Below are 26118 nucleotides of genomic sequence, written 5' to 3'. Positions count from 1 at the left end.
ACAGTCTCCGCCTGCCATCCATTCAGCGAACGCTCCAAACGGCCTCTCCAATGGGCTGATCTGCCCGAAGACGGCTGACGCCTCGACCGCCTATGCCGCAACAGCGCGTCTCGACTTTCTTCCCCTGCCGGTACCCACCCCATGCAGCAAGCTGCATGGGGTCCCTGGGGTGGCCGTCATTCCTCGCGAAACAAGAAATTCGATCCTGCGCCGTCCTACGCTCCGCTTCGGTCGCAAGCGATGCGGCCTCGGTCGCCTCCGGCCAACCGATCGCCATCGAGGCCGCATGGTGCGGTCTCGGGAACGGAAAACGGAGACTTACAATGGCGACCATCGGCACTTTCAAGAAGACCGGCAACAACGAGTTCACCGGCGAAATCGTTACCCTCAGCGTCCAGGCCAAGAACGTCCGCATCGCTCCTGACCAGCGCGCAACCGGCGAAAACGCCCCCAGCCACCGCGTTCTGGTCGGCCGCGCCGAGATCGGCGCCGCCTGGTCCAAGACCTCCAACGAGGGCCGCAACTACTTGGGCCTCAGCCGCCTCCGCACGATCCGTTTCGCCGGCAGAAAGAGTGGCGCCAGCATCACGCCACCGCCGTCATCGGATTCCGGTATTGACCGGACGAGCGAGACAGGGCGATCGCGTAGGCCTTCATCGACAACAAATCGATATCAATCCGATGGCTTGGAAGCTTACGCGGTGATAGGCGTTTGGTGGGGTTGAGAACTGTGAGCCTGAAGCTTGATAATCCCAGTTTCACCGCTCGGATCTTCACCATCTCTTCAATGGCGAAATAGGAGGAGGCTACTGCCTCATCGGCTTTCGTCAACGCCGCCGCAACGGCGAGTAGTGGAAGCTGAGCCACCCGACCCACGGTCGGGCTGTTGCCTCGCTAGACGCCGTGCCAGGTACTCCGGTTCGGTGGATGTGGCCAAAGGCCGTGCTTCTCAACGTCGACTTGTACTCTCGATTTCCGATGGTTGCCGCCACCCTCGCAGTCTCTCGGTAACGGCAGCTTCGCGCCTCTTCCCGGCCGTACCGATCAGCAGTGGGTTATCCCAAAAGCAGCCGTCAATCTGCGCGGTTGTTTGGACATTATGATCGCGTGCATCTCGAGAAACGGTCCGCGGCGTCACCGAGGAAGATCTGGTTGATGTAGTGCCCCGGTCGCCTCGGCATGCGAACGCGCCAGCCGGGGGAGTTCCGTCACTGCACGCTCGACGTCGTGGAGGCCGATGGGACTTTCCGATTCCGAAGGATCGATGCGGACGACCTTCTGCTTGCCGACGAGAAGGTACAACTGCGGATGTTCTCCCATGGAAAACCGTAGCAGGCAAGCGCATCGACCATGGCGTTCATGACGGATTGTTAGCCCAGCTATCCCCGTTGATCATGATGTGGTCGTCATTCTCGGCCCCGGAGGGTACCCGAAGCCGCTGACGTATGGAGCGCGACGATGCTGATGTCGTCAAGACGCTTATCTGGCATTATCAGGCTGGAGAGCGTGACCGGGAAGCTGATTGGCTTGGCGATACAGGATTTGCGCCGCGCGGTCGGTTGATCTGGCTAATTTCAGCTTCAGCGTCTCCCCGCCTTCCTTGTCTAGTTAATATCGTTCGTCGGCTTATTCTTTTGGCAGCGAAAGCGGCTTGAAGGGGTCGATCAGGCCTTGCGGTTTATCCAAGACGGGTTTTCCGCCTGACCATCGCATTCTGACCACGTAGAGGCGAGCGCCTTCGTCTATCACGTAGGGCGCGCACTGCTCGATGGCTTGCGAAGCGCTCCGTACCGCGTCTCTTCCGGCCGCTGTAGACGGTGCAAAGGACACGACTGCGATATCCCTTACATTACCGGCACCGTCCATCCGAACATCGAACTTGGCCGAGAACTCTGAATCCTTCATAGACGGCGTAATCTTCCAGCACCGGCTAGCCTGGTCGCCGATTGATAAATTTTCTGCGCCAGCGACAGGTCCGGCGACAAGAAGAAGAACCCAGAGGGACTGTAGCCGCGTCATTTGCCTGCCTCCGCGCGTGCTCTATCATAGCCGGGGGAATAAACTATTCGCTGGGTCATGGCCCCCGGTAATTGCCTCGGCAGATTTTTCACAGACCATGCTACCTCACATTTTTCTGACCTAATGTCTCCGTCTTCACGTCCACAAGCGCCGCGCAGCTTTCACCCGATCCGATGCCGCTTCTTCTCCGGCATGCCGCCGGTCCGCCCACCTTGCCAGTCGCCGCATTCAGGGCGTGCCTCAACTGCCTCCGTTCTTCCCGCGCTCGCTATTGCCTCGAATGAAGCGTAGGCTGCCTGATGGATACGAAATGGTTCCGGGTGCCCGTTGTGGTCTATACCGCCGACCAACCGGGATTCGTGCTCATCTCCACGATGGAAGACGCCTCCGATTTCCTGTTCAACTATTGGGCTGGAAACGACAGCGATGCTTGGATCGATGCCATGCGGAGTTGTGACGGAGGCGGCACCGCAAATGCCGCCAATGCAGCGTTCCTGACGGCTCTTAAAGGCGCCGGTATGCGCTATGGTCCGGCAATCAAATTGTACTGAAGATATCATGCGGTCTCTCCATAGATTGGGTACCGACCGCGCCGTCCGCTCCCTGGGTTTACCGACAGGGGCGGGGTTTCGTGCTCGTTTGGGCGTCTAAGTATCGTCTACCGGCGGGCGCGGTCCGATAATCCTATCATTGGGGATGTACCAGCGCACGCCACGAGCATCGTCGATCGTGACGCCCTCCGGATACGTCTTTACGAGCGTGCCGGATATTGGGCGCATATAAGGATCTAACGCCTGGATGATGGTCATTGGCCTACCTCCTTGGTGAGTTCCGAAGGCTACGCCGCAAGTTCTCGTGGTCGACCGGCGCCCTCATCTTCCCATCGGTTCAATGCCCGCCTCATATGTTGCTTTCGCTGGGCATGCATGGCGGTATCTGACGGCCCAAGGAATATTGCGTACAAGCCGTCTTCGGTCGTGTTTCCGATCTGGAATTCGCCTACCATGACGGCGGCGACATGGAGTTCTTCTTTGGAGCCGCGCTCCAATCTAAAAAATTGATCGAACACGCGCTAAGGCGGCGTCGATCACTCTCATATTGCGTGAATTAAGATGCTGCTGATGAATGGAGGGCATGGCGTCCTCCTTTCTTATTGGGGCTAAGGATTGCTAGGCCCTCACCCGGTAGCGCCCTTGTCAGAAGCTACCGATGCGTGACCCTACTCCAATCCAGCCCGAATAGCGAATGGCATCCCCTGTGTCATTTGACGGACCCGTCTGCTGCATCGGCTGGCGGGCTTTTTTGCGTTTCAGCCTTCCTGCTGGAGGTGAGTATCGTCATCCGATTGCGCCGCGTTCCGCTGGATAATCTCGTACGCTCTTTCCTCCCGCTGAGCTTCTGTTTCGGCCGGAATGTCGCCGCGCCTCAACTCGCGGCGCATGTTGCGGATTTGTGACGGGTGGAATACCCCCGCTCGTCCATTACTATCGCGAACGCGCATGATCGCCTCCTTTCAAGGAGGTCAGGGCGAGAGCACGTATTATATGCTGAGCCGCCGGAGCCCGCATCATTTGGCCGGCGATAAATTATCGTCGCACGAGATTGTGTCACCGGCGAGATGCAACCTCAATCATCGTCCCGCCTCTGAATTGCCTGTATTTCGGCGATGTCTGGCGCGGACGGGAAATGGGCGACAGGTCCCCTGGCGCGACGCCTTGCCGTGTAAAGCAGCCATACGGCCATTGGAACAGCCCCGCCTAATGAGGCCAAACATGCGGCTCAGTCGAGCTGGCTATTATGCTGACTTTTACGTTTATCCCGCGTTGGTCACCTTACTTGCCGGCGCTGCTCTGTGGCGTGCCAGTGCAAGCAGCGTTACGAAATGGATTTTAACTTTCTTCTTATGCCTCGCCCTGTGGACGCTCGTCGAATATCTGATGCACCGATTCGTCCTGCATCACGTTCCCTACATTAGGGAGATGCATGACGACCATCATGTCAACGAACTGGAGCCGATTGGCACCCCCACCTACCTCAGTCTCGGGCTGCATGCATTGTTGGTGTTCTTTCCTTTGCTGTTCGTCTCCGGCTTTACGATGGCAAGCGCTACGTCGTGCGGGCTAATGCTCGGCTATTTCTGGTACATCAGTGTTCATCACGTCCTTCATCATTGGCACCCCACACATTCGGGCTACATTTATGGCCTGAAGCGTCGCCATGCGTTGCATCACCATTTTGACGGAACCACCAATTTTGGCGTCACGACGAGCTTTTGGGATCAAATCTTCGGCACGCTTCGCCGCTAAAGGCAAAAGCTCGGCCCAGCAAACACAAAGCGAGCGCCTGAATGAAGATCGCGGCCGGAGCCGGAATAGAATTGACCGCCCCGCGCAAAGGGCAAGGTGCGCCAACCGAGCAGCAACGTTGCCCGGAGCCATCACCACCGTTGTGAAACAACCACAATGAAGTTGGACAGCGTATCTACACGACAACCCATGAGTAAGCTGCTTTTCCCCAGCCGAGAAAGGCTTTAGCTACGCGCAAGAAGATAGGTCCTTCAATAGCAGTACGAACGCAATATGCGGCCCGCGATGCCATCATCCTTTCGCCGGCATGGCAGTAGCATACGATCTCGTGGAGTTGCTCGTCGGACACTTCGAAGAAACGTTTTGCCTCACCGTAGGTGTCGTTCTGCAGACCCTCCCCGCGCAGGACCGGATCCTCGAAGGCGACCGACAGCGGTGAATCTTCGCTCCTCATGAGGTCCCGTTCGCGCTGCGGTCGGTATTCCGTGCCGGCAAGGGCGGCGAGGGACCGATTGGGGTCACGTTCGAGAAGTTTCGACCAGCGTTCGAGACGCTGCCTCCGATCCATTACCGGATGTGCACTGACGTGGGCTATGTTTTGTAGCTGGTCTCGTGATTGGTATTTCATGGCAACAGCCTCCTACACCAGGTGGATGTCCCCCATTCCGCAGATCATACTACAAACGAGCCGGACCCGCTCCGGCCATGCCGTTCACATTTCCTAGAATTGGGCCGCGACAACCTCCGGCCGGCGCGTCTTTCACGTATTGATACTGAGCCGAACAACCGCGATTCCCTCGACTACGACGGTCATTCTTGAACTGACCGCGAGCCGGCGTTGGGCTTTGGGGACGGCCCTGCGAATGATAAGAGAGGCGTGAGGGAACTTCGCAGTCCCGCTTCTGTTGTTCCATCAAACAGAAGCCGGAATGTCTGCCCCGGATAAAGTTAAATCTTCAGAGTCCATGAAACGGACGAAAGCGGAGAATACGACTGCGGCCGCCAACCAAATCATTGATGCCGAAGTCGCGGTGCGGAAGAGCAAAACCGCGAGGCTTCGTGCGGCAAGGCTCGCGCGAGAAGCAGCAGTGACAAAAGTCCCAGCCAAAAAAGGTCCGAAGAACGCCGCGCCAATTGCTCAGTCGAAGTAAATGAGACGGGTGTCAGAAGGGAACCATAGCTTGCTTTGTCCCTCGTGGAGAAAATCCCATGTTCAAATTGTGGTTCGACCTGTCCATGCTCGGCATCGAAACCCAGCACGTGATCTGGTTGCGATCGATGAAGATCGCCGCAGGCGGCAAGCCGGGCGAGCGCGAGGCAAGGCGGATGGTGATCGAAAAGGCTATCGCGGCCGGAGAGGCCGGCTTTGCCTTGGCCATTGGCAAGTCCATGAACAGCGTAATCAGTGGCTATCGTAAGAAGGTCCGGGCCAATCGCAGACGTCTTTCGCACTGAATGGGCCAAGCGCCCATGCATGAATTTCGATCTTAATCAGGCGCGGTCTGCATTCAAAGACAAGCTGCGGCAACGGCGTTTGCAACGAACATCTGCTAGTTGCATATGATAGATTCTGATACAGTTCAGATAATCCGTTGATATGAATTGTCGTCTCACCGAAGATGTCTGTCCTAGCGGCAAGGGCCTAGAGAGCCGCCGCAACGGGAGGAGACAATCATGGAATTCCGGACTTGGGCGCGCGAGGGAGAAGTTCACACCACGAGCGTTCCGTTCAGGACCCCGGACGCCGAGACGCAGATCGTAGCGGCGCAGCAAGGGATCGGGATGACGAAACTGCCGTGCTTCGTCGGAGATGTCGACCCCCTGATGGTGAGGGTGCCGGGCATCGAGGCGCCCATGCATGGGACGCTCTGGCTTCTCACGCAGGGGGAGACGCGCAAGACAAAGCGCGTACGGCTCTTCACGGAGTTCGTATCCCGCAGGCTCTCCGTGTACGCGCCGCTTCTCGCGGGACTGTCCGTACCGCGCGACTGACGCGCGGCAAGTAGGCGTCGACATCGAGGATGCGCTGGAGTTGGCTGAAAAACTGAAATTTGAGATGTGGCGGTCCCGCCCTCGGTCGGGACCGCCGAACAAACCTTATCTCTCGCTTCAAGCTTTCTATACGAGCAGCTTCGCGCCCATGTCGGCCGGCAGCCAGCTTTGCTCCATCCCAAAAGCAGACATCGTCGGAACCACGCGGGAGGTGGTGGTGACACCTCATGCAGGTCGTTGAGAACGCTGTTGGGAATACCACAGCGTATCATATGAGTGAGATCGTTGCCGACATCGTGCTCCATGTTGCCCCCAATACCGCTGCAAGCAGGCAAAGAGCCGCGACAAGCGCGAAAGAAAGTAGCACGCCGTCCTGTTCCAGATAGGCAAAGGACAGGAGGATAATATTCAGCCCGAAAGGAATGTTGCTCAGTGGGAAAGGAACAAACAGGCCGAGACTGAGAAGGATTACGCCCCCTCCGACCACCCGCTTGGTGATTTCAACGGGCGTTGGCCAACGCGGCCGGACGAAGCGTTCAAGATATCGCAGGATCGGTATGATGCGCGAGAGCATGGATACGAGCTTCGCGGTCGCGATGGGCCGTGAGCCAAGCCGCCGTGGGAGAAACGGACCATCATGCCCTCGAACCATTTGAAAGGCCACGATAACGAGCAACAGTCCGGCCAATGGAGAAATGAGCGGGATCAATCCGGAAACGCCAAGGACAAGAAATAGAATCCCGAAGGATCGTGATTTCAGGTGAGCGAGCAGCCAGTCCATTGTGACGTGACCAGCCGGGGCGGGGGCGGCCTCGATCAGACCGTCAAGCACGGTAGAGGTTGGTTCGTAAGGCATGTTCAGCCATGGCTCGTCCACTTAACACTTCCCGGCAGATCATGACCGAATAGCGCCTGAGCGCGTATCGATGCTGTGAATTGGACTACGCAGGGAGCCTTTCGAAAGCCATCGTCAACGTATATCGGCAGTCGTAATGATATAGCTGGTTTGCCGGCCACGCGAATAGAGTTTTCGCGCGACGTCGTGGATGGAACGTCGCGCCGCGTCGAAGGCCGCGAGACACGCCGCTTCCGCCGCTTCCAGCCCGCCACCTTTGGTGATGGTCGAGGCCAATGCATCGGCTTCGATAAAGAATGGTACCTCGAACATACCGTCGTGGCCGATGAAGCGAACCGCATTGCGTGCCTCATCGAAGCTTCTGCTCGGATTGGGGAAGTCGAGTGTCACGACCGTTCCCTATCGATTCCGCGATCGGCCGGACCGCAGGTCGCCAACTTGCGTTCGTGCCGGCGCCCTTCGTTACGGCGATTAAGCGATAGCATGCCTGCCGTGGCGTGGGAGCGACTTAGACCGATCATGGAACGATCGTGGATCTTCGCCGGAACACCGGTGAAGACATGATAGATGCTCCATGAACCATCTCGTTCGATCCGACGGCCATACTGGTGATCCATCGAATCCTGTGCGGGCGCTCCGCCTTCGTTTTCCCAGATATCGACCGCCAACGCATGCCTCCTGACTTCGGTTTCGTCGGTGTAGGCATTCATTGCGGCATCCTTTCTTCCGGATTGTCGTTGGCGCCGAGTTGGCCGGAATAGAGCCTCTTTCCCTCAGCGTCGGTTATCGACATGCAATCGGGAAACTGCGGCATGTCGAGGGTGAGCGAACGCGCTCGCCCGATGCCAATCGCCCCCACAAGATCGATGGCCTCCGCAGTTTCCCGGCCGACGATAGCATGCGCGCCATCTGCGTCGCGGGTGCGGTAGAACTCGATCACGATTCTCATCAACGTCCTGGCCATTCCGTAGGAGCATCACGACCTTTAGTTCTTGCCCTTGCCGTGCGGTGTGTTGGCATTCGCAGGGGGCTTGATCTGGCTGGCGAATGTGTTTTCAGGCTTGGGCGGTGCTTTTTCCTGCTTCGGTTTCCTGATCTCGCGATTGCTGCGTTTCTGTCCCTTGGCCATGGCCGAACGTCCTTTCGATTAGGGTCGCGCCGCTGGATTGCGAACTGACCGGTTCCAGGCTGTCCTGTGTCGTCACCCGCTCATAACGCTCGTCGTCGTTACGGATGCGGTATTGTAAGGAATCTCCCCTCGGAGGGAGCGTGGCGGTGACATGGTAAATTTCGCCGGGTAAAGCAGGTCTTCCGAAACCACTCTTCAACCGGACGGCCTGTCCGACCGCAAAGAGATGGATTGCAACATCGTGCCGGATCGGCGGACGGCCGCTGCGTTGCAAAGTGCGGGTAGAAGTCATGATTGTTGGTGGTCCTTTTCGAGTACGGCGTCGAGATCCGCCGGATTGATCGCCACCATCTGCTGTGATCCCTTCGCTGAGATCGCCGGCAAATGGATGAAGGCACTGACACGTCGCCAGGCAAGCCGGGAGACACCCTCGATCAATTCCTCGTCCTGATCGACGCGATAGTCTCCAGCCGGCTGCGGCTGGTCGAAGCCGGGCAGGAGGAAGGGTGAGGAAAACCGGGCGACACTTTGCGTGGTGCGTGTTGTCATTGATATATCTCCGCAGAAGTACGCAAAGGCGCCTCCTGCATCGTTCCCGTCCGAACCGGAACGATCCCAAAGCTGCCAGTACATCCGTGGTCAGCGCCGGGTGTTCATTCCAGGTCCGAACAGAGCGGGGTGCCGCGCCGGCCGGCGCAAGCACATCCGCTGTCGAAAATTCGGTGGTGAATGGCGGGTCTCTGACACCGCGAAAGCCAAGTCGGCCAAATCGACGTATCTCATATATGTGCTTCGATCATGCCTTAAACAAGGCGCCAACAAAGTTTTATTTGCAATCGGGAATAAAAATCTCTCCATCTCTGCGTCAGAAAAAGCCTATTTCGGACGAAATTACCCGCTTTACGGGAAGAATACGGAGGTATGGTGAAATTTATTCACTAAATATTTTCAGCAGCCCAAGAAATAATTCTGGCACTCCTATCATTCGAGTGCCAGACACGCTATGTTGGTGACGTGGTCGCCCTACGCGCCGGCCGCGGAAAGAACCCAATGAAATTCCGTCCCCTCCATGACCGCGTCGTCATCCGGCGCGCGGAGGGCGATTTGAAATCCAAAGGCGGGATCATCATTCCTGACACCGCGAAGGAAAAGCCGCAGGAGGGCGAGGTGATCGCCGTCGGCCCCGGTTCCCGGGAGGAAAGCAGCAAATTGATTCCGCTCGACGTCAAGGCGGGTGACCTCATCCTGTTCGGCAAATGGTCGGGAACTGAGGTCAAGATTGACGGCGAGGACCTCTTGATCATGAAGGAGAGCGATATCATGGGCATCGTCGAGAAGACCGAGGCGGCCAACAAGAAGGCGGCCTGACCGGTCAATCTCCGATCTCCGTAAATTTCAAGAATCGATTGGACAAAAAATGTCTGCCAAGGAAATCAGATTTTCCACCGATGCCCGCGACCGCATGCTGCGCGGCGTCGAACTACTCAATAGCGCAGTCAAGGTGACGCTGGGCCCGAAGGGCCGCAATGTCGTCATCGACAAGGCCTATGGCGCGCCGCGCATCACCAAGGATGGCATCACCGTCGCCAAGGAGATCGAACTCTCAGACAAGTTCGAGAATATGGGCGCGCAGATGGTGCGCGAGGTGGCCTCGAAGACCAATGACCTTGCCGGCGACGGCACCACCACCGCCACCGTGCTTGCCGCGTCCATCCTGCGCGAGGGCGCCAGGCTGGTTGCGGCCGGCATGAATCCGATGGACCTGAAACGCGGCATCGATCTCGGCGTTGCCGCCGTCGTCAAGGAAATCCAGGCGCAATCGAAGAAGGTTAAAACTTCCGGAGAGATCGCCCAGGTCGGGACCATCGCGGCCAACGGCGATGCATCGGTTGGCGAGATGATCGCCAGGGCAATGGACAAGGTCGGCCACGAGGGCGTCATCACCGTTGAGGAAGCCAAGACTGCCGAGACCGAACTCGACGTGGTTGAAGGCATGCAGTTCGACCGCGGCTATCTCTCTCCCTATTTCGTCACCAATCCCGAGAAGATGCGCGTGGAATTGGAGGACCCCTATGTTCTCCTTCACGAGAAGAAGCTTGGCAATCTGCAGGCCATGCTGCCGATCCTCGAGGCCGTCGTGCAGAGCGGCAAGCCGCTGCTGATCATTTCGGAGGATGTCGAGGGCGAAGCGCTCGCCACGCTGGTCGTCAACAAGCTGCGCGGCGGCCTCAAGGTTGCTGCCGTCAAGGCTCCGGGCTTCGGCGATCGCCGTAAGGCGATGCTGGAGGACATCGCGGTGCTTACCGCCGGCCAGTTGATCTCGGAGGATATCGGTATCAAGCTGGAGAATGTCACGCTCGACATGCTGGGGCGCGCCAAGCGTGTCGTGGTCGAAAAGGATACGACCACCGTCATCGACGGCGCCGGCGACAAGGCTGGCATTGCCGCGCGCATCACCCAGATCAAGGCCCAGATTGAGGAAACGACGTCCGACTATGACAAGGAGAAGCTTCAGGAGCGGCTGGCGAAGCTCGCCGGCGGCGTCGCGGTAATCCGGGTCGGCGGCGCGACCGAGACGGAAGTGAAGGAAAAGAAGGATCGTATCGACGATGCGCTCAACGCCACCCGCGCGGCGGTCGAGGAAGGCGTCGTTCCCGGCGGCGGCGTGGCGCTGTTGCGGGCCAGGGCGGCTCTAACCTCGTTGGCAGGCGCCAATGCGGACATCACGGCCGGTATCTCGATCGTGCTCAGGGCGCTTGAGGCGCCAATCCGTCAGATTGCCGAGAATGCGGGCGTCGAAGGCTCTATCGTGGTGGGAAAACTCACCGACAGCAAGGATCATAATCAGGGCTTCGATACCCAGAGCGAAACCTATGTCGACATGATCAAATCCGGCATCGTGGACCCCGCCAAGGTCGTGCGGGCAGTCGTACAGGCTGCCGGCTCGATCGCCGCTTTGCTGATCACCGCCGAGGCGATGGTCGCGGATATCCCGGTGAAGGATTCCGCGCCGGCCGGAAACGGCGGCGGCATGGGTGGGATGGGCTACTAGCTCCATCACGCAGGCGCGTACACCGAAGAAGCCGCATCAACCAATTGCGCATTCGGTTTCCGGCGACGCGCCCGGATTGAATGCGAAAGCAGTGCCTTAACCCTGCTGCCGATAGCGGGAGCAGTCGGAATATCGATCGGAAAGGATTGATACCATGGCCATACAGAGCACGACAAAACCATCCCTCTCCAGACGTTGGGAAGATTATCGACCTTCGAAAGCCATCCTGTTCTGGGCCTGCGTCGCGGCGGTGATCGCCACGATGGTGGTCGGATTCGGATGGGGCGGCTGGGTGACCGGCAGCACTTCACAAGCGTTGGCGGCGACAGCCGGTGACAACGCACGTGGAGAGCTGGCATCCGCCATATGCGTCGAAAAATTCAACGCGGCGCCAGATGCGACGGCCAAGCTCGCCGAGTTCAAGGCGATACCCGACAACTACAAACAGCGGCAGTTCATAGTAGCCGGCGGCTGGGCGACGATGCCCGGGCAGACCTCTCCCGACAGGCTCGGCGTCCAGGGCTGCACGGCTGCTCTCGCCAAATGAGGGATACTCATTTCACCGGCACGCTCGCGCTTCGGCATTCGGCCAAAGCGCTTACCTCAACCTGCCAGGCAGGAGCACGAAGAATGATCTCTTTCATGAAGAAGTCCGAGAACCTGCAGCCACCGTCCAAGCCGGCCGAGGACAATCGCTTCGAACAGATCCGCAAGACAGCGGCTGAAAGGCATAAGAAATCCGACACCGACGGATCCCGTCGCCGCGCCCGACGGATTGTCGAAGACAACCGTCTCACATGAAAACAGAAGATCGATCATCTGCACGTTTAGAGCGACCTCTGCTTGCCAAGCGGCACTTTGACCGCTCATGTGCGAGATATGAGAATTATAGACCGGGCGCAAAGCCTAAGCGGCATGCGTGCCGATTGGGAGAGAACAGCTTTGTCAGCCGTACAGCCGTCACTGGTCTTAAGGAGGCCTGATCATTGACGCCAGCCGCCGCACCCATTTCCCCGTTTGTCGGCGAGCGAGCCTGGCCCAAGATCCTATCCAGCTATCGGATACCTCATAGAGGCCGCACCTTGCTCGAACTGGGAGTGACGATCGTCCCGTTTGTCAGCCTCTGGGTGCTGGCCGCGGTCGCGGTGCATCACGGCTTCTGGTGGGGCATGGCCCTGACAATTCCGGCGGCGGGCTTTCTGCTTCGGTTGTTCATGATCCAGCACGATTGCGGTCACGGCTCCTTCTTCGCTCACCGTAGGGCGGATGACTGGACCGGTCGCCTGATCGGTGTCCTGACGCTTACGCCATACGATTACTGGCGCCGTGCGCATGCGGCCCATCACGCCTCCGCCGGCAATCTCGACGAACGCGGCGTCGGTGACATCACGACCCTGACCGTGGCCGAATATCGTTCTCTTTCCCGCTTGCGCCGGCTCGCGTATCGGCTCTACCGCAACCCGATCGTGATGTTCGGCATCGGCCCCATCTGGCTTTTCCTGTTCAAGCAAAGACTGCCTTTCGGCATGATGCGCTCGGGGATGGAGCCTTGGGCCTCAACCATGGCGACAAATCTGGCCATCGTCGTTCTGGCGGTCGGCCTGATCTGGTTGATCGGCTCCAGCTCGTTCATACTGGTGCAGTTGCCGATCGTTGTGTTGGCGGGATCAGCGGGCATCTGGCTCTTCTATGTTCAACATCAGTTCGAGGAAACGCACTGGTCGCAAAGCCCGCAATGGCAGTTCCAGGACGCCGCCCTGCACGGCTCTTCCTATTATGAACTGCCCGCTGTCCTGCGATGGCTAACGGCCAATATCGGCATACATCACGTCCACCATCTTTCTAGCAGGGTGCCGTATTACCGGCTTCCCGAAGTGCTCCGGGACTATCCGGAACTACGCGACATCGGCCATATCACCATTATGGAAAGCCTCCGCTGCGTGAAGCTTGTCCTGTGGGATGAGCGCAGCCAGCGCCTGATTTCGTTTCGCGATGCACGCGCCGAGAAACGACGTCAGAATGGCAATGAGTAACGTGTTGCGGACAACTGCCTTCGCCGAATGAAATTCGAAAGTCCCTTTTGGATCGGTTCATGCCGATGCACGTAGGGCGCCCGAAGGTCTGCTTCATGACAAAACCATCAACCCGCTTGCGGCCCCATTGCTGTCGGTAATGCGCCTCATCCCGGTCATTCCGTGGTCCCCAACTGCCGTCTAAAAGCGGACATCGCTTTACTGCCAGCCAACGTATGCTCGCATCATATCCGGCCATCCAGAAGGGGTGAGCTAACAGACATATGCTCTAGCAATTCCGACCTGGTCAGGCGCGCTCGTATCCTAAGATAAGCTGGGCGCAACCATGTTCGTAGATGAGCTTCTTGCCACTATATATCACAGAATCTGATACAGTTCAGATAATCCGTTGACATGAATTGTCGTCTCGCCGAAGATGCCTGACGTAGCGGCAGGCATGGAGAGCCACCGCAACGGGAGGACACGGCATGTTATCGAGGAGAACCTTCATTCTGCTCGCAGGGACTGCCCTTGCCAGCAGAAATGCCTACGCACAGGCGCAAGTCGCCGCTTCGGATATTCCACGCGACCAGCTGCTGATCCTTGAGAACCCGGAAGGCACAATCAAGAACGCGGGATGGTTCAACATATGGGCCATCAATGCGGGCGGCCAGTCGACGGGCCTTCATCAGCAGGCGATGGATACGTTCTGGTACATCGATGCCGACCACGGGATCGACGGAGTGTGGGATAATTCGCTTGCTTCGGAGAAACCCAAATACAATTCTGATTTCTCCGAGATGACTGTGAAGCTGAGACAGGGTATCTTCTGGAGCGACGGCGTCGAGTTCACGGCCGATGATGTGGTCTATACGATAGAGACGCATCTGAAGACCAACGGTCTTCGCTGGAGCGCCCCGGTCCAGGTCAATGTCGCGTCTATCGAGAAGAAGAGCCCGACCGAGGTCCTCTTCAAGTTGAAGAAACCGAATTCACGGTTCCATGCGCTGTTCACTGTGCGCTGGAACGCCATGTGGATGATGCCGAAGCACGTATTCGAGAAGGCCGGCGACGTCCTCAAATTCGATTTTAACCCGCCGGTGTCGCTCGGAGCCTACAAGCTGAAGAACTTCGACCCGGGCGGCAAATGGTTTATCTGGCAGAAGCGCGACGACTGGAAACGCACCACCGTCGCCCGCTTCGGCGAACCAGGCCCCGGCTATTTGGCCTACATCGATCCAGGACCGCCGGAAAAGCGGGTGATCGAGCAGCGCAACCACCAGCTCGACGTTATCCACGATACCTCGCCGGAAGGCATGTTCACCCTCGCGAAAGAATCGCCTTCCTCGACGAGTTGGTTCAAGGGCTTTCCCTACGCGCATCCGGACCCGACGCTGCCGGCCGTTATCTTCAACCACCAGATCGAGAAGTTCCAGAACAAGGACGTGCGCTGGGCGCTGGCGCTGCTCATCGACATCAAGGCGGTCGACATGGCCTCCTACCGCGGGGCAGCGACGATCTCGGCGATCGGCGTCCCGCCGACCGGGCTCTACCCGAAGTACTACTTCGACCCGATGGAGAAATGGCTAACGGATTTCGAGGTCGACACGGGCAAACGGAAGATCAAGCCTTACGACCCCACCATAGGCCAGCAGATAGCCGACATGCTTCGCCCCTCGATGGGAGACAAGATACCATCCAAACCGGAGGATATTGCCACAGCCATCGGGCGTGGCTGGTGGAAACGGGACGACCAGGCCGCAACCGAGCTCTTAGAGACGGCCGGCTTCACCAAGAAGGGAAATGAATGGTACCAGCCGGACGGCAAGCGCTTTTCGGTCAAGGTGATGGTCGAAGGAGATATCCGGCCGGTGATGACCCGGGCGGGCTCGCTGATCGTGCAGCTTTGGCGGCAGTTCGGCATCGATGCGCAGATCGACGTCGCCCAGGGGACGCTGAACGACCGCAGAGGCGCGGGCGATTTCGAGACCTTCATCGGATGGAGCGTCGAGACCTGGGGCGGCCATCCGGATCTCTCCTTTTTCCTCGACAGCTGGCATTCGCAGTTCGTCGCCGCGCCCGGCAAGGTGCAGCCGCCGCGCAACTGGCAGCGCTGGAAGGATTCGCGTCTCGACAAGATTATCGAGGAGATCAGGACGATCGACTTCGACGATCCGCGCGGCGTCGAACTGGGGCTCGAATATCTCAAGCTGGTGGCACAGGAGATGCCGACCATACCGTTGATGTCCTATAACGTGTTCACCGTCATGGACACGACGTACTGGAAGGGCTTCCCGAACGCGGAGACCGCGCCCTACACCGACCCGGTTCCGAACTGGGCGAACACCAAGTACATGATGGTGAAGCTCAAATCCGCCAAGGCAGGCTGACAGCCGACCTGCTCATCCTCCCCATGGCGGGACGCGCCCATGCGTCCCGCCGCAGGGAAGACAACGGAACCGATCCGGACGTCTGATGCGAGCCTACGCGATCCATGTTTTCAAGCGCCTCGGCCAGTTCATCCTGGTTGTCTATATCGGCATCACGATTACGTTCTTCATCACGCATCTGACGCCGATCGATCCGGTTGAGCACGCCGTGGCACAGGTCAGTTCCTTCGGGTTCTCCAGCCCGGAATCGATCGAGCTTCTGCGCAAGTCGCTGAAAGAGATGTACGGCCTCGGCGACAATCTGTGGCTCCAGTATCTCCGCTTCCTGAAGCGGGTGACCGTGCTCGATTTCGGCCCGTCGCTGTCGGCCTTTCCGACGCCGGTCGGCGTGCTCATCGCACGCGCTCTCCCCTGGACGATCGGCCTTCTGACGATTTCGACATTGCTGAGTTGGTTCCTCGGCAACATCCTGGGCGGCCTCGCCGGTTACTATCGCAAGAACCGCCTGCTGCGGCTGGTCGGTGTGATCACGATGGGGGTCCATCCGATACCCTATTACATCGTCGCCTTCGTCCTCCTGATAGTCTTCACCTTCCTCCTACCGATCCTGCCGAGCGGCGGCGGCTACGAGATGAACCTTAATCCGGGCCTCAACCTGCCCTTCATCGGAAGTGTCGTCATTCACTCCATTCTGCCGGCTTTTTCGCTCATCCTCGTCGGTCTCGGCAGCTGGTACATGGGCATGCGCGCGCTGGTGTCGAATATCGTCACCGACGATTATGTCGTCTACGCGGAACTGGCAGGCGTGCCCCGCGGCCGCATCCTCACCTCCTATGTGATGCGCAACGCCTTCATGCCGCAGATCACCGGCCTCGCGATCTCGATCGGCTCGATCTTCAACGGGGCGATCATCACCGAGTACGTCTTCGGCTATCCTGGCATCGGCCGCCTGCTCATCGACGCCGTGCACGCGGCCGATTATTCGCTCGTGCTCGGGATCGCCACGATTTCGATCATTTCGGTCTCGGTCGCCGTCTTTCTGATCGACATCATCTACCCGCTGATCGATCCGCGCGTGCAGGTGAAGCCATGATCCGGACCGTAAGGGATCTCTTCCGGTACAATGGCGAGTTCGCCGCCGGCGCCGTCATCATGCTGGTGGTGTTTACGATGTCGCTGGCCTCGTACTTCTCGCCTTATTCGCCGATCGATGCCTATCTGGTCCCGATGGACGTCCCGCCATCGGAACCGTACTGGTTCGGCACGAATTCGCGTGGCCAGGACGTCTTCTGGCAGCTCACTTATGCGCTCAGGAACACGCTGGCCTTCGGCTTCGTCGTCGCCGTCATCAGCCGTATACTCTCGCTGACAATCGGTCTCATCTCCGGCTATGTCGGGGGCGCAGTCGACCGCGTCCTAATGTCGATCAACGACACGTTCATCGTCATTCCGCTCTTTCCGCTGCTCGTCCTGCTCTACTTCGTCCTGCGCGAGGACATGACATGGTTCATGCTCGCCCTCATTATGGCCTGTCTCGGCTGGGCTTATGACGCCCGGCTCATCCGTTCGGTGATGATCAGCCTGCGAACGCGCGAGTTCACCAACGCCAGCATCTTCTCGGGCATGTCGACGCCCCGCATCGTGACCGAAGAGCACCTGCCCTACGTGCTGCCCATCGTTTTCTCCACCTTCATGAACAACATGAACTGGTCGATCGGTCTCGAGGTGACGCTGGCCGTGCTCGGCTTCACCGACGTGAATACACCCACGATCGGCGGTATGATCTTCTGGGCCAACCAGCACAGCGCGATGGTCTCCGGCGTATGGTGGTGGTACCTCTTCCCAACCTTCTTTGTCACACTCACCTTCATCGGCCTCTTCCTGCTGTCGATCTCGATGAACGAGTATATCGACCCGCGCAGCAGGCTCAGCAGAATGGGCAACGGCTGATGTCCAGGCAGCCTTTGGCACACGCCGATGCCGATGACGCAGTGCTGCGGACGGAGAACCTGCGCGCGTACTACCAGATGAGTTATTTCGGCATCGAGCGCGAGGTCCGCGCTGTTGACTCAATCACTATGCAGGTCCGGAAGAACGAGATCTACGGGCTGGCCGGCGAGTCCAGCTGCGGCAAGACGACCTTCATCAAGACCATCGCTGCTGCTATCCAGCCGCCTCTCAACGTGGTCGGTGGTTCGGTCCGCTACAGTTTTCTCGACCGTGACATTTATGCGCTCACGTCCGACGAGCGCGACGCCATCCGCTGGCGGCATTTGTCCTACATCATGCAAGGCTCGATGAGCGTCCTGAACCCCGTCCGTCGCGTCCAGCGTACGTTCGAGGACTTCGCCTTCCGGCATATGAACCTCCAGAAGGACGCCTTCCTAGAGGCGGTCAAGGCCCATCTTTCGCGCCTGCGGCTCCCCGCCGATATTCTCCGCGCCTACCCGCACGAACTCTCGGGCGGCATGCGCCAGCGCGTCTGCATCGCGCTTGCTACGGTCTGCCGCCCAGAATTCATCATCGCGGACGAGCCAACCACCGCCCTGGATGTTGTTGTCCAGAAGGACGTCCTCACCATGATCCGGGAGACGCAGCGCGAGTTCGACTCCTCGATGATCTTCGTCACCCATGACCTTACGGTCCATGCCAACATCGCCGACCGGCTCGGCATCATGTATGCCGGCCGCCTCGTTGAGGAGGGGCCGACGGCGGAGGTCTTCGCCAATCCGATGCACCCCTACACCGCGCATCTAGTCGCAAGCCTCCCCAGGATAGGCGAGGCGAGCACGCGTTCTGCTCTGCATGGTGCGCCTCCCAACCTGGCCGACCCACCAGCGGGTTGTCGGTTCCATCCCCGCTGTCCGCTGGCGATGGATATCTGTCGGCGCGAGATACCCATGCTCACCACGCTGGCTCCGGACCATCGCGTCGCCTGTTTTGCGGCCAGTCCCGATGTCCGCCCGAGTGTTGCGCCCGAGATAGACATCACAGGCGCCGCGAAGGAGGAACCCATATGACCGGCGGAAGCCTCCTGGAGGTCAGCCATCTCACCAAGTCCTATGCTCGCGGCGGCGCTTTCGGCCGACAGAGCTTCGACGCGGTCAGAGAGGTCAGCTTCTCGCTGCCGGTCGAGCGGCCCGAAGTGTTCGCGATCATCGGAGAGTCGGGAAGCGGGAAGACGACGCTTGCGCGCATGATCCTGAATATGATCACGCCGACGGGAGGCAGCATCAGGTTCAGGGGCGGTGACTTGACGGCGCTCCGCAGGCGTTCGGACCGGCTTGGCTTCATGAAGCAGGTCCAACCCATCTTCCAGAATCCGTTTGAAGCGTTCAATCCGCTGAAGCGCGTGGATCGCTATCTGCTGATCTCGGCGAAGAACTTTTTGGGTGCCAGATCGCATTCCGAGCGTGAGCGGGCAGCCGATGGCGCGCTAAACAAGGTGGGATTGTCGCTTGCCGAAATCCGGCGCCGCTTTCCGCATGAACTCTCGGGAGGCCAGTTGCAGCGGGTTGCCATCGCCCGCGCGCTTATATCGGAGCCCTCCCTGCTCGTTGCCGACGAACCGGTGTCGATGGTCGACGCATCCCTGCGGATGTCGATCGTCAATCTGTTCAGGACCCTGCGCGACGATCTTGGCGTGTCGATCATCTATATCACGCATGATCTCGCGACTGCCTATTACATCAGTGACCGGATCATTATCATGCGCAAGGGCGAGGTCGTGGAGAGCGGTCCCGCCCGATCGGTACTGGACAAGCCCAAGCACCCCTATTCACAACTTCTGAAGGACTCGCTGCTGTCGCCGGATCCTTCCGGAAAAGGTGTGCTTACCGGCTCCAGCCTCGCGGTGCGACAGGTGAGTGCCGACGCGCACCTGTCCGAACCAGTCATGCAAGTCATCCGGCGTGACGAACGATTCCCCCACGAAACAGAGCGATAGGGCTATGCAAAAGGCACAAGTGCGTTTCGACAGAGACTTCATCATCGGAGAGACGGACAGGCGTCTCTTCGGGGCTTTCGTCGAGCATCTCGGACGATGCGTCTATGGCGGCATTTTTGAACCCGGACATCCCACGGCGGACAAGAACGGCTTCCGGCGCGACGTTCTCGATCTGGTGCGGGAGCTGGCACCGACGATCATGCGCTATCCGGGCGGCAATTTCGTCTCGGGCTACAATTGGGAAGAAGGGGTTGGGCCCGTTGAAAAGCGCCCGAGCCGCATGGATCTCGCCTGGAAATCGATCGAAACCAACCAGTTCGGGACCAACGAATTCATCGACTGGTGTCGGCTCGCCGATATTGAGCCGATGCTTGCGGTCAATCTCGGCACGCGCGGGCCGGATGAGGCGAGGCACTATCTCGAATATTGCAACCATCCCTCCGGTACGACGCTCTCCGACCTTCGCCGCGAGCATGGCTGGGAAAAGCCGCATGACGTGAAATTCTGGTGTCTCGGCAACGAAATGGACGGCGCATGGCAGATGGGCGCCAAGACCGCCGAGGAATACGGGCGCATCGCGACCGAGGCGGCGAAGGTGATGAAGCTGACCGACCCCACGATCGAGCTTGCCGCATGCGGGTCGTCGGGGCGGAAAATGTCGACGTACGGCGAATGGGAGCGCATCGTCCTTGAGCACACGTTCGACGACGTCGAGTACGTGTCGCTGCACACCTATCTCAACAATTACGCCGACGACACGCCGTCCTTCCTCGCAAGTCCGGACTTGATGGACAGCTTCATCGAGGAGGTCGTAGCCATCGCGGATTCGGTTGCGGCGCGACGCAGGTCGCCCAAGCGCATCATGCTGAGCTTCGATGAATGGAACGTCTGGTACCGGACCCGCCGCGGTGACGAGAACCGCATCCAGACCGGATGGCCAGTGGCCCCGCATATCCTGGAGGAGAAGTACAACATGCAGGACGCCTTAGCTTTCGGCGGCGCCTGCATCTCGCTCCTCAACCATGCCGACCGGGTCAAGGCCGGATGCCTAGCGCAACTCGTCAATGCCATCGCTCCCATCATGACCGAGACTGGTGGGCCGGCATGGCGGCAGACGATCTTCTGGCCTTTTGCCGATTTCAGCAATCTTGGCCGCGGGCGCGTGCTGCGTACGTATGTCGACGTGCCGACCTATTCGACACGCTACTACGATCCGACGCGCACCGAGGAACTCTACGACAGAATTGAAACGGTGCCGTATCTCAAGGTTTCAGCCATCCACTCCGAGACCGATCAGACGGTGACACTTTTCCTGCTCAACCGCCATCTGTCGGACGGGATCGAGCTCAATCTGGAAGCGACCGGGTTCGGCACGCTGACCAAACAGCGGGCGCACGAGCTTCGCCACGATAACCTGCTTGCCCTCAACACAAGGGAGAAGCCCGACGAAGTCAAGCCGCGCGAATTCGACGCCGTCGAGGCGGCGGACGGCTGCGTCAGCATGAAGCTGGCGCCGGCGTCGTGGACCGTCGTGCGGTTCGATGTCTCTAAATGACGGGCTTTCGACGAAGGGAGAGGCCTATTGTACAAGGTGGAGGCGCATGACGATGTCCTGATCGTAATTGCCGAAGCCGCGACCGAAGATGTTGACGCCACCCGGATGGCGGGCGTTGTCGTCGATGCCGATACGCATCCTGATCGAATGGTGATCGGAAAGGCCGATATCGTCCACGGTGACGCTGGAAATCGAGATGCCGTCGATGAAGGAGCCGGACTTGTTGATGCGCCAAGTCTTCAGCTTGCCGTACTGCGACCCCTCAAGCTTCCACCAGCTCGGCGTGTAGACCCCGCGCTTGTCACCGTAGTCGCCGGGCGAGGTCCAGGTCCCGATGGGATGATCGTTGACCCAGAGGGTGATGTCGGAAGGCCAGTCTAGGTTGGTCCCCGGCACCTCTGATGAGAGCTCCATCGAGAACTCAACGGCCTCAATTTGCGAGTTCACGAGCTTGGCGTTATTAGGGAATTTGTATTCGACGTAACCCCGCCCGAACCAAACAAGTGCGGCTTGCACTCGTCCCGGATCGAGAAAGAAATCTGGTACGTCGAGCAGACCGATCACCCCTTCGGCCGAGCACAGGCCACACGGAGCGCTGATCTCGCAACTGGTAAACAACCCAAGCGGCATTGCGACTTCTATCTGATTGTTCTTGCGCTGCTCCTCGCCGGATTCGAAGCGAAGAATGATCTCGTTATATTTGGAAGCGCAGATTTTCTGGTGGCCTTTTTTTGCCTTGGTCGCGTAGGTTTCCACCAACCCAGCCTCTTCCAGCAACTGGATGTTGGTCGCAACGGTTGATTGAGGCAAGCGCAGCGCCTTGGTGATTTCATTGACGTTCAGTTTTCCCGATTTGTGTAGGAGCTGAAGAATATGCATGCGAATCGGTGAGGCCAGTCCCTTCAGTACGGGGACGCCGCTCTCAGGTGTGACGTTCAGGAAATTGGGCTTCATAGAAATGGCTCTATCATTCAGCCTGCTATATATCAGAACACCTGATTGAATATCCATGCGTGAATGGGGCACATATAGCGGAACAGCTTTATCCTGGGCTACCCGTTCATCACGCAGAGCTTGAATGTTGCCAAAACTGGCGTTCGCCTCTCGGGAAAGTCGCTCCGAGTCAGGACGATGCGTCGGTCAATCTCTTTCGCCGGGGGACGCGGGCTGTCTGGCGCGAGCGGCGACGAGCGACCCAATGTGCGCTGCGCCCTCTCGATGGTCCCGATCCCGGGTGCCGGAGACGCTTCACGCCCTCACCGTGACTGGAGATGTCAAGCGCGTCGAATTCTGCACTCGTCTTGGAAAGGTCCCCGACAAGCTGGGTGATCTCGGCGGAAGCGCCGGCGCGTGCAGCATCGGCCCTAAATGCCCCTACCGCGAAGTGGGCGACGCCGAGCCAGTCTTCCTGGGCGGCCCGAACGCGCGAGTCGGAAAATATCAGGCGCAGGATGTTGCGTTGCTCTGGCGGGAATAGCCACGCGGCGGAGATTCTTGAGGTGGCAGAAGGCGTTCTCGACGAGGCGCCGGTCGCGATAGCGCTTCTTATCGTAATGTATGGCGCCTCTGCGCTTGCGGTGGGCAGCAAGGCGACATGGAAAGCGAATCTAGGCGGTAGAAGCCCTATTGCCCATCGAACTGCTTACAGTGCTCGTACACGGACGGTGCCGGTTGCAGTCGCGGCTTCTATTGCCATGGGATTGCGCAGGGGTAGGCCAAATCCGGGTACCTCGATCTCCATCACGTCGCCGGGTTCGATGCGGACTTTGTCGGCGAAGGAGAGCGTCGCGGTTCCGAACATATGGACATGCAGGTCGCCCGGCTGACGGAACAGGCCGTATTTGAAATGATGGTGTTCCAGGTTGGCGATGGTGTGCGACATGTTTCCTTCGCCGGAAAGAAAGGGCTTTTCCCACAGGAGCTTGCCGGCGCGGCGGATGCGGGAGGCGCCTCTTATGTCGACGGGGAGTTCGCCGACCAGGATTTCCGGGCCGAAGGAGGCGGGGCGGAGCTTGGAGTGGGCAAGGTAGAGATAGTTCTGCCGTTCGGTGACGTGATCGGAGAATTCGTTGGAAAGTGCGAAGCCGATCCGGAAGGGTGTTCCGCCGTCGCCAATGACATAGATACCGGCGATCTCCGGTTCCTCGCCGCCGTCGAGCGCGAAATCGGGTGAAAGCAGCGGCGCGCCGGGCGCCGTAGCGACCGTGCCGTTGCCCTTGTAGAACCATTCCGGCTGGACGCCGATCTCGCCGTCCGCCGGCTTGCCGCTCTCGATGCCCATGCGGAACATCTTCATGGAATCGGTGAGGGTTTCTTCCTTCTGCGCGGTCGCGGCGTGCATGGCGTCGCGGGTCGCGGCTGAGCCGAGATGGGTGAGGCCGGTGCCTGTCATGTGCATGTGTGCGGGATCGGGGTGCGTGACCGGCAGGAGAACACGGCCTTCCGCGTGGGCGGCTTCGAGGTCGACGGCCTCGCCCAGGCCGAGTTCGGCGATGCGCGCGGCAAGCGATCGGCCAGACCGGGCGGCCTTCAGAGCAAGATCGTAGACACCTGATGCGTCCTGGACGGCATAGGCCTCGCTACCGTCACGGGCAGCGACTACCGTGCCTCCCTCCGGGGTCGCAATCTGCGAAATGAGCATGGTGATTCCTCAGGCTTGCTTGTTCTTGTTGTAGACGTCGAAGACGACTGCGCCGAGCAGCACCAGGCCCTTGACGACCTGCTGCCAGTCGACATTGACGCCTACGATCGACATGCCGTTGTTCATCACGCCCATAATGAAGCCGCCGACAACCGATCCGATGACCTGGCCCACTCCACCCATCGCTGAAGCGCCCCCGATGAAGACGGCCGCGATGACGTCAAGCTCGCTGCCAAGGCCGGCTGCAGGCACGGCCTGCCCCAGGCGAGCCGCGATGATCAGGCCGCCCAGTGCCGAAAGCACGCCCATGTTGATGAAGACGAGCAAAGTCAACCATTCGGTGTTGATGCCCGATAATTGCGCTGCCTTGGGATTGCCGCCCATGGCATAGACGCGGCGCCCGATCGTCATCCGCTTCGTCACGAAAACAAAGAGTGCGATCAATATGCCCATGACGATCAGGACGTCTGGCAGGCCCTTGTAGGTTGCGAACTGGTAGATCAGGAAAAGCGCGAGCAGCGAGATCACCAGGGTCTTGACGGCGAAGAGCGCGAAGGGTTCAGCCTCGTATCCATGCCGCTCGCGGGTGCGGCGGGAACGAAGGCCGACATAGGCATAGGCGAAGACGCTGAGAACGCCGATAAGCATCGAGGTGAGATGTAAATGAAGCCCGCTGCCGTAGATTGTCTTGCCCGCCGCGTTCACCGTCGGTGGAACAAGCACCCATGTGCCGATCATTTCGGGAATGAAACCGGAACTGAGTTCTTTGAACTCGACCGGCAGGGGGCCGACTGAAAGGCCGCCGCCGAGCATCGCTTGACAGAGCCCGCGGAAGATCAGCATCCCGGCCAATGTGACGATGAAGCTCGGTATTCGGTGGCACGACTGCGGAGATCCATTATCACATGCCCGATCATCCGAGCCTTCTGCAGCTCTATGTCTGGCAGGAATACGATCTCGCGCCGGCGTTTCCCGAACTGCGTGGCTTTCTCGATTACTGGGCGCGCGAACTTGACGGCGCGCTGCATTCGGTCCGGGTCGCCCATCACGGGCTGATCGAGCCTTCCGAATGGCGCGCCGTCGACGGCATCATCCCGCTGAACTGAGCGAGGGCTGTTGCGTGGCCCCTTGCGGCAGCCGGAACGCGGGCGCCCCTTTCCGCGGCCGGACAGGCTCGCGCACGATCGCAAGCCCAGCCCTTTCAGCCGCCTTTACGAATGCCCTACGTGCATCGCGGGCGCCGCGCCACCCCTCGAGCGCGTCCCGGCAGGCCCGGCAGGCGGCGCGCCAGCTGCGGCCCCGCGCCCATTTGGGCCACTCCTGATCCAGGCATTCGAGCGCCTCGAAGCTGCTGGCCACCTTGCGCGGAAGGCCGCGAGGTGATTTCAGGATAACAGGTTCGGGAATCGGCATCGCCGCGTCCTCCCGAAGAGTGATGAAAGGGTTCTTCCTCCGGTTGCATAACGTGCCTCGGGTAAGCGACGTTCCACTGGTTGCGCGAAGGGAGAGCAAAACCTCTTGACGCAACGGAAGTGAATTCCCAAATCATTGTCGCCGACGCCAAAGGGGCCGGCAAATGGTCAAGGAGCGCCGCTTCTTGGCGCTCCTCGTACCCATGTTGCTCACAGGAGGATATGGCTATGAGAACCGCATTTGACTTTTCCCCGCTCTACCGTTCGAGCATCGGCTTCGATCGCATTGCCGACCTGCTTGAGAACGCCAGCCGGACGGCAAGTGCCGAAAACTGGCCGCCCTACGACATCACCAAATCCGGCGAGGACGACTACCGCATCACCATGGCGGTGGCCGGGTTCTCTCAGGATGAACTCAGCATCATCCACGAGCCCAACATGCTCGTCGTGGCTGGCGAAAAGGCCAGCGAGGACAATGGCGATTATCTGCATAGGGGCATCGCCGGGCGGCCTTTCGAGCGCCGCTTCGAGCTCGCGGACCACGTGAAGGTGATGGATGCCGGCCTCGCCAACGGCCTGCTTACCATCGATCTCAGACGCGAGCTTCCCGAGGAAATGAAGCCGCGCCGGATCGAGATTGCAACCGCGGACGCGTCGTCCAAGGTGCCGCCGAAGCGGATCGAAGCCGATAAGCAGGCCGCGTGAGACTATCTCGTTAGGCGCACTTCGCAAGGCGCTGGGCGACAAGCCCGGCGCTGACGGGATGGCATTGTCAATCGAACGAACGAAAGGAGAAGAACAATGAGTG

General features: G+C 59.3%; 30 protein-coding genes and 4 pseudogenes. 18 read left to right on the top strand and 16 right to left on the bottom strand.

The features are described 5' to 3' along the window. Nucleotides 1–323: 323 nt before the first annotated feature. Nucleotides 324–536: pseudogene (locus RBH77_RS05255) on the top strand (DUF736 domain-containing protein); the annotation flags it as partial. A gap of 598 nt (nucleotides 537–1134) precedes the next feature. On the opposite strand, the gene RBH77_RS05250 reads toward RBH77_RS05255, so the two are convergent. Beyond that, a complete protein-coding gene (locus RBH77_RS05250; RefSeq protein WP_311031074.1) occupies nucleotides 1135–1302 on the bottom strand; it encodes a hypothetical protein in 168 nt (55 codons plus the stop codon). A gap of 1016 nt (nucleotides 1303–2318) precedes the next feature. Here RBH77_RS05250 and RBH77_RS05245 point away from each other — a divergent pair. Further along, the gene (locus RBH77_RS05245) at nucleotides 2319–2570 is read left to right on the top strand and encodes a DUF982 domain-containing protein (RefSeq protein ID WP_311031073.1); all 252 of its coding nucleotides are present in this window, start codon (nucleotides 2319–2321) and stop codon (nucleotides 2568–2570) included. 96 nt (nucleotides 2571–2666) lie between these two features. Here the strand turns inward: RBH77_RS05245 and RBH77_RS05240 are convergent, their stop codons facing one another. Further along, a complete protein-coding gene (locus RBH77_RS05240; protein WP_311031072.1) occupies nucleotides 2667–2828 on the bottom strand; it encodes a hypothetical protein in 162 nt (53 codons plus the stop codon). A gap of 500 nt (nucleotides 2829–3328) precedes the next feature. Next, nucleotides 3329–3520 (bottom strand): hypothetical protein, encoded by a 192-nt coding sequence (locus tag RBH77_RS05235; protein ID WP_311031071.1) that lies wholly within the window; start codon nucleotides 3518–3520, stop codon nucleotides 3329–3331. Between the two features lie 271 nt (nucleotides 3521–3791). On the opposite strand from RBH77_RS05235, the gene RBH77_RS05230 reads away from it, so the two are divergent. Next, nucleotides 3792–4325: a sterol desaturase family protein gene (locus RBH77_RS05230; RefSeq protein WP_311031070.1), complete on the top strand. Its 534-nt coding sequence runs from the start codon at nucleotides 3792–3794 to the stop codon at nucleotides 4323–4325. Between the two features lie 175 nt (nucleotides 4326–4500). On the opposite strand, the gene RBH77_RS05225 is transcribed toward RBH77_RS05230, so the two are convergent. Continuing rightward, a complete protein-coding gene (locus RBH77_RS05225) occupies nucleotides 4501–4953 on the bottom strand; it encodes a hypothetical protein (protein ID WP_311031069.1) in 453 nt (150 codons plus the stop codon). A gap of 581 nt (nucleotides 4954–5534) precedes the next feature. On the opposite strand from RBH77_RS05225, the gene RBH77_RS05220 reads away from it, so the two are divergent. Then, nucleotides 5535–5780 (top strand): hypothetical protein, encoded by a 246-nt coding sequence (locus RBH77_RS05220; RefSeq protein ID WP_311031068.1) that lies wholly within the window; start codon nucleotides 5535–5537, stop codon nucleotides 5778–5780. 215 nt (nucleotides 5781–5995) lie between these two features. Beyond that, nucleotides 5996–6317, top strand: a pseudogene (locus RBH77_RS05215) (LysR family transcriptional regulator); the annotation flags it as partial. 268 nt (nucleotides 6318–6585) lie between these two features. Here the strand turns inward: RBH77_RS05215 and RBH77_RS05210 are convergent. From RBH77_RS05210 to RBH77_RS05185, 6 genes are all read right to left on the bottom strand, one after another. After that, a complete protein-coding gene (locus tag RBH77_RS05210; RefSeq protein ID WP_311031067.1) occupies nucleotides 6586–7194 on the bottom strand; it encodes an exopolysaccharide biosynthesis protein in 609 nt (202 codons plus the stop codon). A 93-nt stretch (nucleotides 7195–7287) separates the two neighbouring features. Further along, the gene (locus RBH77_RS05205; RefSeq protein ID WP_311031066.1) at nucleotides 7288–7563 is read right to left on the bottom strand and encodes a DUF1488 family protein; all 276 of its coding nucleotides are present in this window, start codon (nucleotides 7561–7563) and stop codon (nucleotides 7288–7290) included. Further along, nucleotides 7560–7883 carry a hypothetical protein gene (locus RBH77_RS05200; protein ID WP_311031065.1) on the bottom strand — a complete coding sequence of 108 codons (324 nt, stop codon included), beginning with the start codon at nucleotides 7881–7883 and terminating at the stop codon, nucleotides 7560–7562. Before RBH77_RS05200 ends, RBH77_RS05205 begins: the two co-directional genes overlap by 4 nt. Further along, on the bottom strand, nucleotides 7880–8122 hold the full coding sequence (locus RBH77_RS05195; protein ID WP_311031064.1) for a hypothetical protein: 243 nt from the start codon (nucleotides 8120–8122) through the stop codon (nucleotides 7880–7882). The genes RBH77_RS05200 and RBH77_RS05195 overlap by 4 nt, the downstream gene beginning before the upstream one ends. Nucleotides 8123–8228: 106 nt before the next feature. After that, complete coding sequence (locus RBH77_RS05190) at nucleotides 8229–8594, bottom strand: hypothetical protein (protein WP_311031063.1); 366 nt, start codon at nucleotides 8592–8594, stop codon at nucleotides 8229–8231. Further along, nucleotides 8591–8851: a hypothetical protein gene (locus RBH77_RS05185; protein ID WP_311031062.1), complete on the bottom strand. Its 261-nt coding sequence runs from the start codon at nucleotides 8849–8851 to the stop codon at nucleotides 8591–8593. The genes RBH77_RS05190 and RBH77_RS05185 overlap by 4 nt, the downstream gene beginning before the upstream one ends. A 501-nt stretch (nucleotides 8852–9352) precedes the next feature. Between RBH77_RS05185 and RBH77_RS05180 the strand changes: the two genes are divergently transcribed. The 11 genes from RBH77_RS05180 to arfA all read left to right on the top strand — a co-directional run bounded on the left by RBH77_RS05180 (nucleotide 9353) and on the right by arfA (nucleotide 21257). Next, the gene (locus tag RBH77_RS05180) at nucleotides 9353–9670 is read left to right on the top strand and encodes a co-chaperone GroES (RefSeq protein ID WP_311031061.1); all 318 of its coding nucleotides are present in this window, start codon (nucleotides 9353–9355) and stop codon (nucleotides 9668–9670) included. 49 nt (nucleotides 9671–9719) lie between these two features. Next, the gene (gene groL / locus RBH77_RS05175) at nucleotides 9720–11354 is read left to right on the top strand and encodes a chaperonin GroEL (RefSeq protein ID WP_311031060.1); all 1635 of its coding nucleotides are present in this window, start codon (nucleotides 9720–9722) and stop codon (nucleotides 11352–11354) included. A 154-nt stretch (nucleotides 11355–11508) separates the two neighbouring features. Then, a complete protein-coding gene (locus RBH77_RS05170; RefSeq protein ID WP_311031059.1) occupies nucleotides 11509–11901 on the top strand; it encodes a hypothetical protein in 393 nt (130 codons plus the stop codon). An 83-nt stretch (nucleotides 11902–11984) separates the two neighbouring features. Further along, nucleotides 11985–12155: a hypothetical protein gene (locus tag RBH77_RS05165; RefSeq protein WP_311031058.1), complete on the top strand. Its 171-nt coding sequence runs from the start codon at nucleotides 11985–11987 to the stop codon at nucleotides 12153–12155. 185 nt (nucleotides 12156–12340) lie between these two features. Then, entirely contained in the window at nucleotides 12341–13387 is a 1047-nt protein-coding gene (locus RBH77_RS05160) for a fatty acid desaturase (protein ID WP_311031057.1), read from the top strand. A gap of 467 nt (nucleotides 13388–13854) precedes the next feature. Next, on the top strand, nucleotides 13855–15756 hold the full coding sequence (locus RBH77_RS05155) for an ABC transporter substrate-binding protein (protein ID WP_311031056.1): 1902 nt from the start codon (nucleotides 13855–13857) through the stop codon (nucleotides 15754–15756). A gap of 85 nt (nucleotides 15757–15841) precedes the next feature. Beyond that, nucleotides 15842–16849, top strand: a complete 1008-nt coding sequence (locus RBH77_RS05150; protein WP_311031055.1) for an ABC transporter permease — start codon at nucleotides 15842–15844, stop codon at nucleotides 16847–16849. Further along, nucleotides 16846–17706: an ABC transporter permease gene (locus RBH77_RS05145; protein WP_311031054.1), complete on the top strand. Its 861-nt coding sequence runs from the start codon at nucleotides 16846–16848 to the stop codon at nucleotides 17704–17706. Before RBH77_RS05150 ends, RBH77_RS05145 begins: the two co-directional genes overlap by 4 nt. Further along, a complete protein-coding gene (locus RBH77_RS05140) occupies nucleotides 17706–18776 on the top strand; it encodes an ABC transporter ATP-binding protein (protein ID WP_311031053.1) in 1071 nt (356 codons plus the stop codon). Before RBH77_RS05145 ends, RBH77_RS05140 begins: the two co-directional genes overlap by 1 nt. Further along, the gene (locus tag RBH77_RS05135) at nucleotides 18773–19702 is read left to right on the top strand and encodes an ABC transporter ATP-binding protein (protein ID WP_311031052.1); all 930 of its coding nucleotides are present in this window, start codon (nucleotides 18773–18775) and stop codon (nucleotides 19700–19702) included. Before RBH77_RS05140 ends, RBH77_RS05135 begins: the two co-directional genes overlap by 4 nt. 4 nt (nucleotides 19703–19706) lie before the next feature. Beyond that, entirely contained in the window at nucleotides 19707–21257 is a 1551-nt protein-coding gene (arfA, locus tag RBH77_RS05130) for an arabinosylfuranosidase ArfA (RefSeq protein ID WP_371832840.1), read from the top strand. Nucleotides 21258–21281: 24 nt separating this feature from the next. Here the strand turns inward: arfA and RBH77_RS05125 are convergent, their stop codons facing one another. The 5 genes and pseudogenes from RBH77_RS05125 to RBH77_RS05105 all read right to left on the bottom strand — a co-directional run. Next, nucleotides 21282–22211, bottom strand: coding sequence for an ArsR/SmtB family transcription factor (locus tag RBH77_RS05125; protein ID WP_311031050.1), 930 nt, complete (start codon nucleotides 22209–22211; stop codon nucleotides 21282–21284). Between the two features lie 169 nt (nucleotides 22212–22380). After that, a complete protein-coding gene (locus tag RBH77_RS05120) occupies nucleotides 22381–22698 on the bottom strand; it encodes an MmyB family transcriptional regulator (RefSeq protein ID WP_371832869.1) in 318 nt (105 codons plus the stop codon). A gap of 34 nt (nucleotides 22699–22732) precedes the next feature. Beyond that, nucleotides 22733–22828, bottom strand: a pseudogene (locus RBH77_RS05115) (IS5/IS1182 family transposase); the annotation flags it as partial. Nucleotides 22829–22899: 71 nt separating this feature from the next. Further along, a complete protein-coding gene (gene araD1 / locus RBH77_RS05110) occupies nucleotides 22900–23898 on the bottom strand; it encodes an AraD1 family protein (RefSeq protein WP_311031049.1) in 999 nt (332 codons plus the stop codon). Between the two features lie 9 nt (nucleotides 23899–23907). Beyond that, nucleotides 23908–24777, bottom strand: a pseudogene (locus RBH77_RS05105) (ABC transporter permease subunit); the annotation flags it as partial. 14 nt (nucleotides 24778–24791) lie between these two features. Here RBH77_RS05105 and RBH77_RS05100 point away from each other — a divergent pair. After that, nucleotides 24792–25004, top strand: a complete 213-nt coding sequence (locus RBH77_RS05100) for a protein usg (RefSeq protein WP_311032432.1) — start codon at nucleotides 24792–24794, stop codon at nucleotides 25002–25004. Here the strand turns inward: RBH77_RS05100 and RBH77_RS05095 are convergent. Next, nucleotides 24988–25311: a DUF982 domain-containing protein gene (locus RBH77_RS05095; RefSeq protein ID WP_311030957.1), complete on the bottom strand. Its 324-nt coding sequence runs from the start codon at nucleotides 25309–25311 to the stop codon at nucleotides 24988–24990. The genes RBH77_RS05100 and RBH77_RS05095 overlap by 17 nt on opposite strands. A 227-nt stretch (nucleotides 25312–25538) precedes the next feature. Between RBH77_RS05095 and RBH77_RS05090 the strand changes: the two genes are divergently transcribed. After that, a complete protein-coding gene (locus tag RBH77_RS05090; RefSeq protein ID WP_311030958.1) occupies nucleotides 25539–26015 on the top strand; it encodes an Hsp20 family protein in 477 nt (158 codons plus the stop codon). The last annotated feature ends 103 nt before the right edge of the window (nucleotides 26016–26118 follow it).

Origin of the sequence: Mesorhizobium koreense (genome assembly GCF_031656215.1) — a bacterium.
In the GTDB taxonomy this organism is placed as follows: domain Bacteria; phylum Pseudomonadota; class Alphaproteobacteria; order Rhizobiales; family Rhizobiaceae; genus Mesorhizobium_L; species Mesorhizobium_L koreense.
This window is presented reverse-complemented; position numbering and strand designations above follow the sequence as displayed.

Excerpts from the sequence above, each read along its gene's own strand:
- RBH77_RS05230 (WP_311031070.1), top strand. The coding sequence starts at position 3,792 with ATGCGGCTCAGTCGAGCTGGCTATTATGCTGACTTTTACGTTTATCCC.
- RBH77_RS05190 (WP_311031063.1), bottom strand. The coding sequence starts at position 8,594 with ATGACTTCTACCCGCACTTTGCAACGCAGCGGCCGTCCGCCGATCCGG.
- RBH77_RS05145 (WP_311031054.1), top strand. The coding sequence starts at position 16,846 with ATGATCCGGACCGTAAGGGATCTCTTCCGGTACAATGGCGAGTTCGCC.
- RBH77_RS05140 (WP_311031053.1), top strand. The coding sequence starts at position 17,706 with ATGTCCAGGCAGCCTTTGGCACACGCCGATGCCGATGACGCAGTGCTG.
- groL (WP_311031060.1), top strand. The coding sequence starts at position 9,720 with ATGTCTGCCAAGGAAATCAGATTTTCCACCGATGCCCGCGACCGCATG.
- RBH77_RS05220 (WP_311031068.1), top strand. The coding sequence starts at position 5,535 with ATGTTCAAATTGTGGTTCGACCTGTCCATGCTCGGCATCGAAACCCAG.
- RBH77_RS05090 (WP_311030958.1), top strand. The coding sequence starts at position 25,539 with ATGAGAACCGCATTTGACTTTTCCCCGCTCTACCGTTCGAGCATCGGC.
- RBH77_RS05165 (WP_311031058.1), top strand. The coding sequence starts at position 11,985 with ATGATCTCTTTCATGAAGAAGTCCGAGAACCTGCAGCCACCGTCCAAG.
- RBH77_RS05235 (WP_311031071.1), bottom strand. The coding sequence starts at position 3,520 with ATGCGCGTTCGCGATAGTAATGGACGAGCGGGGGTATTCCACCCGTCA.
- RBH77_RS05200 (WP_311031065.1), bottom strand. The coding sequence starts at position 7,883 with ATGAATGCCTACACCGACGAAACCGAAGTCAGGAGGCATGCGTTGGCG.
- RBH77_RS05185 (WP_311031062.1), bottom strand. The coding sequence starts at position 8,851 with ATGACAACACGCACCACGCAAAGTGTCGCCCGGTTTTCCTCACCCTTC.
- RBH77_RS05135 (WP_311031052.1), top strand. The coding sequence starts at position 18,773 with ATGACCGGCGGAAGCCTCCTGGAGGTCAGCCATCTCACCAAGTCCTAT.
- RBH77_RS05245 (WP_311031073.1), top strand. The coding sequence starts at position 2,319 with ATGGATACGAAATGGTTCCGGGTGCCCGTTGTGGTCTATACCGCCGAC.
- araD1 (WP_311031049.1), bottom strand. The coding sequence starts at position 23,898 with ATGCTCATTTCGCAGATTGCGACCCCGGAGGGAGGCACGGTAGTCGCT.
- RBH77_RS05180 (WP_311031061.1), top strand. The coding sequence starts at position 9,353 with ATGAAATTCCGTCCCCTCCATGACCGCGTCGTCATCCGGCGCGCGGAG.
- RBH77_RS05150 (WP_311031055.1), top strand. The coding sequence starts at position 15,842 with ATGCGAGCCTACGCGATCCATGTTTTCAAGCGCCTCGGCCAGTTCATC.
- RBH77_RS05095 (WP_311030957.1), bottom strand. The coding sequence starts at position 25,311 with ATGCCGATTCCCGAACCTGTTATCCTGAAATCACCTCGCGGCCTTCCG.
- RBH77_RS05225 (WP_311031069.1), bottom strand. The coding sequence starts at position 4,953 with ATGAAATACCAATCACGAGACCAGCTACAAAACATAGCCCACGTCAGT.
- RBH77_RS05240 (WP_311031072.1), bottom strand. The coding sequence starts at position 2,828 with ATGACCATCATCCAGGCGTTAGATCCTTATATGCGCCCAATATCCGGC.
- RBH77_RS05155 (WP_311031056.1), top strand. The coding sequence starts at position 13,855 with ATGTTATCGAGGAGAACCTTCATTCTGCTCGCAGGGACTGCCCTTGCC.
- RBH77_RS05170 (WP_311031059.1), top strand. The coding sequence starts at position 11,509 with ATGGCCATACAGAGCACGACAAAACCATCCCTCTCCAGACGTTGGGAA.
- RBH77_RS05125 (WP_311031050.1), bottom strand. The coding sequence starts at position 22,211 with ATGAAGCCCAATTTCCTGAACGTCACACCTGAGAGCGGCGTCCCCGTA.
- RBH77_RS05195 (WP_311031064.1), bottom strand. The coding sequence starts at position 8,122 with ATGAGAATCGTGATCGAGTTCTACCGCACCCGCGACGCAGATGGCGCG.
- arfA (WP_371832840.1), top strand. The coding sequence starts at position 19,707 with ATGCAAAAGGCACAAGTGCGTTTCGACAGAGACTTCATCATCGGAGAG.